Raw genomic sequence first — 4,635 nt, 5'->3', positions numbered from 1 at the left:
CCCAAACCTCGCTTCCGGAACACCACGCAGCGCTCCCCACCGAAAACCCCAACAGGACGCCACACTGACCAGCGTGGCGTCCGATGCTCGGGGCTCACTTCACGTAACAATCAGACAAAGATGTTCTCTGGGCTATCCGTCCAGGCGGCCGATCTTGTTACACGGGCGCGTCCGCACCCGCTGGCCACCGCCTGGCCACTGTGACGATTCTGCTGCTGAACACCGAACCAATCTACCGGCAGCTGAGCCTCTACAACCACGAAGGGTCATAGCCTTTAGGCATCACCGCATTTCGGAGTTTCAGCTAGTGAGATGAGTCCTGTCCCGAGCCGGATCGTAGAGGTGCGACTGGGCGCAATTGACCGATTCCGCCAGCGCCTGTCCCACCAGAATCACCGCCGCCTGGCGCAATTCCGCCGCCTCCACACGATCCGCGATATCGGCGAGAGTGCCTCGCAGGACCAGTTGTTCGGGCTGACTGGCCCGGTAGACGACCGCCACCGGACAGCTCGAGCCGTAGTCGGCGACCAGCTCCTCGGCGAGGGTTCGAATGCGAGTGACGGCCAAATGCAGGACCAGCGTGGCGCGGGTCCGCGCGAAATTCCGCAGCGACTCGGATTCGGGCATAACGGTCGATCGAGCCTGTGTGCGCGTCAGTACCACCGACTGGACCAGTTCCGGAACCGTCAGCTCGGTGCCCAGCAGGGCCGCTGCGGCGGCGTAGGCCGGAACACCGGGTGTGACATCCCAGGGGATGCCGGCGGCGTCCAGCCTGCGCGTCTGCTCGGACAGGGCTGAATATATGGACGGATCGCCCGAACACAACCGGGCGACGTCCTTGCCGGCGGCCTGCGCGCGGGCGCAGTGCTCGATGATCTCATCCAGATCCAGGCCCTGGGTGTCGATGAGCTCGGTGTCGGGGGCGCAGTAGGCGAGCACCTCGGGGTCGAGATAGGTGCCCGCGTAGAGGCACACCGGCGACCGCTTCAGCAGCTCCACCGCGCGCACGGTCAGCAGATCCGCCGCCCCCGGTCCGGCCCCGATGAAGTGCACAGTCATGCCGCGAGTCTGACACTTACAGGCTCGCGAACCCCCGCAGGGGAGGTGAACGGCGGCCGGAGCACGCGGGCCGGATCGGCCGGCGACCGAATTCCGTTGCCGTATCAGGCGGTGGCGTCGAAGTCAGCGAGGATCTTGGCGGGATGGAGGCGGACAACCAGTTCGCCCGGAACTCCATTGCGCTTGCCGAATTCGTCGGCGCGGTCTTCGCCCATATAGCGGGCTGCGATGAGCGTGGCGGTGCGGACGAGCTCGTCCAGGTCCTCGGAGACGGTGGCCACACCCTGTATCTGTATGTGGGTGTAGGGCGGCTCTTCCAGATCGACGCACAGAGCCAAGCGGCTGTCACGGGCGATTGCCTTGCCTTTGGCGCTGGCCTTACCGGTATTGAAGATGATGGCGTCGTCCTCGACGATGAACCAGACCGGCGTGACCAGCGGCCTCCCGTCGGCGGCGATGAACGCGACTTTGCCGGTGCGGGTGCCTTCGGACAGGAATTCCCGCACGCTGGGATCCGAGAGTGAGGTCATAGAGCCCACCGTAGGACCTGAACTCCGGAAACAAGATCAACGAAACCGGGTCAGATGGCTCCGCGTTCGCGAGCCCGGGCCACCGCGGAGGTGCGGGACTTCACGCTGAGCTTGGCGTAGATGTGCACGAGGTGGGATTTGACGGTGGTCTCACTGAGGAACAGGCGGCGGCCGATCTCACGATTGGAGTGACCGTCGGCGACCAGGCGCAGCACCTCGATCTCGCGGGGACTGAGTGTGGTGTCCGGCTTGCGGACCCGGGTCATGAGGCGCGAGGCCACCGACGGGGACAGCACACTTTCGCCGTCCGCGGCGGAGCGGACGGCAGCCAGCAGCTCGGCGGGCGGAGTGTCCTTGAGGATGTAGCCGCAGGCGCCCGCTTCGATGGCGCCGAGAATATCGGCGTCGGTGTCATAGTTGGTGACCACCAGCACATTCGGCGGATCGGGCAGCTCGCGGACGGCGGCGGTGGCGTCCGCACCGGACTTGCCCGGGCCGAAGCGCAGGTCCATGAGCACCAGATCGACCTGGGTGGTGGAGCAGAAGGCGACGGCCTCCTCGGCGGTGGCGACCTCGCCGACCACCTCGATGTCCGGGCCGGAATCACTTTCGGTCACACCGGAATCCAGCAGGGCGTGCAGGCCCGCGCGGACGATGGCGTGATCGTCGGCGAGCAGAATGCGGATCATTCGCTTCTCCCCCGGGAATGTCATTGGTCCTCCAGCGGGAATGCGACGGTGACCGCCGTATGGCCGGGCTCGGACTCCACGCTCATGGTGCCGCCCTGCTGCTCCACACGGCTGCGCATGGCATTGAGACCGAAAGTGCCGGAAGGGGATTGCTGGAGCACGGCCGGGTCGATGCCCACACCGTCGTCGACCACATCCAGGTGCACCGCATCACCGGCGTAGGTGAGGGTGACGCGCATGCGCTGAGCCTGGGCGTGCCGCACCACATTCGAGACCGCGCCCTGGGCGATGCGCACCAGGGCGGCCTCCATCGGCATGGGCAGGCGGTGTGGGTCACCTTCCACCAGCACCTGGGCATCGAGGCCGGGGGCGGTGGCGCGCTGGGTTATTCGGGTGAGTGCGCCGACCAGCGACTGGCCTTCCAGGGCAGCGGGCGTGAGTTCGGCTATGAGATGGCGGGTTTCGACGAGGCTGTCGGCGGCGGTCTCGCGGGCCAGCCGAATCTTTTCCAGCGCAGGATGATCCGGGGCGGCGCGTTCCACGGCGTGCAGTAGCAACTGAATGCTGCTGAGGCCCTGGGCGACCGTGTCGTGGATTTCATGTGCCAGGCGTTCGCGCTCGGCCATCTTGCCGGCGGTGCGCTCCTGTTCGGCGAGAGTGTTTCTGGTGGCAAGCAATTCGTCGATGAGCCGCTGCCTTTCGGCGGCCTCCCGGAAGAGCGCGCCGTACCCGAGTCCGATGGCCACCGCGACCAGTGCGCCCAGCACCGGCCCGATGACCGCGCCCATGGTCCAGCCCTTGTGCGAGGCATAGCCGACCACCGACACAATGGTCGTGACGGTGACGGCCAGCAGTCCCCAATTGCGCGGCAGCAGATGCAAATAGAGGAAGAACAGGCCGAACACCAGATAGACCGCGTCGGGGACGAAGGCCACCAGCCCCAGCCACAGCAGGGTCAGCACCACCAACCACACCCGCGCCGCGTACAGCCGGCGGCGGAACAGGCCCCCGGCGAAGTAGACGCCGAGGAAGACACCCGCCAGCACCACCACGATGCACGGATGCACGTCCGCCATGATCGCCCGCACCGTGACCACCGCCATCAGCGCGACCACCATCACATGCAGACCCAGCTGCATGGAGGAGAAGACGGGGGTCAGGGGCGATCGATGCACGCCGACCAGCTTATGCCCGGCAACTCGAGCGGCATCCATCGAAAGTAGGAAACGCCGCACCTCCGTTGGCTGGGTCGGGATTCGTTCCGCAGCGCGATGGTTTCCTGGGCTTTCCACGACAGAGTTGAGGCATGTTCGTCGCACTCCGGGATCTGCGGGCCGCCCGCGGCCGCTTCCTCCTCATCACGCTGGTGGTCATGCTGGTCGCCCTGCTCGTCAGTTTTCTGAGCGGACTGACGGCCGGGCTGGCGCACCAGAACATCTCCGCCCTGCAGACGCTGCAACCCGGCACCGTGGTTTTCGCGGACACCGGCTCGTCGCCCTCGTTCGACTCCTCGGCCCTGAGCCAGGAGCAGGTGTCCGCCTGGCAGCAGGCCGGCGGCACCGTCGACCCGATCGGCATCAGCCGGGTCCGGGCCACCCGGGACGGGGCCTCCCCCACTCAGGTCGCCATGTTCGGCGTTGATGGCACACCATTCGGCAATCGTGTGGCAACCGATCCGGGGCAGGTGGTGCTCTCCAAAGCCGCCGCCAAGAGCCTGCATGCCGGTGCCGGCGATACCGTCGCGCTGGGGTCCGGCAACTTCACGGTGCGGAGTGTCACCGATGACGACTGGTACGCGCACACCCCCGTGGTGTGGATGACGCTGTCGGATTGGCAGGCCCAGAATCCGCGTGCGGGTGCGGCGACCATTCTCGCGGTTTCCGGTGTGAGCGATTCGGCCGCCGTGAACGCCGCGGCGCACACCCTCACCACCTCGTCGAAGAATTCGCTGTCGGCCATGAGTTCCTACAAGGCCGAGAACGGTTCGCTGACACTCATGACGGTCATGCTGTTCGCCATTTCGGCATTGGTGATCGGCGCGTTCTTCACGGTCTGGACCGTGCAGCGCGCACCGGATATCGCGACGCTGAAAGCCCTTGGCGCCACTACCGGTTCGCTGGTGCGTGATGCATTGAGCCAAGCACTGGTGGTGCTGCTGATCGGCGTGGGCATCGGTGTCGGCGCGACGGTGCTTGCGGGCGTATTCATCGGCGATGCGGTGCCTTTCATCCTCAGTGTGAGCACCACCTTGTTCCCGGCCGCCGCCCTGGTCCTGCTCGGCGTGCTCGGCGCGGCCTTCGCCCTGCGCTTCCTCGCCACCACCGACCCGCTCGATGCCCTCAACCAGGCGCGCTGAT

Annotated in this window: 5 protein-coding genes; 1 reads left to right on the top strand and 4 read right to left on the bottom strand. The window is 66.4% G+C overall.

The window, feature by feature from the left end:
• Positions 1-300: 300 nt before the first annotated feature.
• From cobM to JWN03_RS09015, 4 genes are all read right to left on the bottom strand, one after another.
• Complete coding sequence (cobM, locus tag JWN03_RS09030; RefSeq protein WP_297612516.1) at positions 301-1,059, bottom strand: precorrin-4 C(11)-methyltransferase; 759 nt, start codon at positions 1,057-1,059, stop codon at positions 301-303.
• A gap of 104 nt (positions 1,060-1,163) precedes the next feature.
• Positions 1,164-1,589 (bottom strand): PPOX class F420-dependent oxidoreductase, encoded by a 426-nt coding sequence (locus JWN03_RS09025; protein ID WP_297612513.1) that lies wholly within the window; start codon positions 1,587-1,589, stop codon positions 1,164-1,166.
• Positions 1,590-1,639: 50 nt separating this feature from the next.
• Entirely contained in the window at positions 1,640-2,278 is a 639-nt protein-coding gene (locus JWN03_RS09020) for a LuxR C-terminal-related transcriptional regulator (protein WP_297612525.1), read from the bottom strand.
• A 20-nt stretch (positions 2,279-2,298) separates the two neighbouring features.
• The gene (locus JWN03_RS09015; protein ID WP_297612509.1) at positions 2,299-3,453 is read right to left on the bottom strand and encodes a sensor histidine kinase; all 1,155 of its coding nucleotides are present in this window, start codon (positions 3,451-3,453) and stop codon (positions 2,299-2,301) included.
• A 131-nt stretch (positions 3,454-3,584) separates the two neighbouring features.
• Here JWN03_RS09015 and JWN03_RS09010 point away from each other — a divergent pair, with 131 nt between their 5' ends.
• Positions 3,585-4,634 carry an ABC transporter permease gene (locus JWN03_RS09010; protein WP_297612507.1) on the top strand — a complete coding sequence of 350 codons (1,050 nt, stop codon included), beginning with the start codon at positions 3,585-3,587 and terminating at the stop codon, positions 4,632-4,634.
• The last annotated feature ends 1 nt before the right edge of the window (position 4,635 follow it).

It is taken from the genome of Nocardia sp. (genome assembly GCF_025465275.1).
Classification (GTDB): Bacteria; Actinomycetota; Actinomycetes; order Mycobacteriales; family Mycobacteriaceae; genus Nocardia.
Note: the sequence above shows the minus strand (reverse complement) of the source record. Positions and strands in the feature narration are given on the sequence as shown.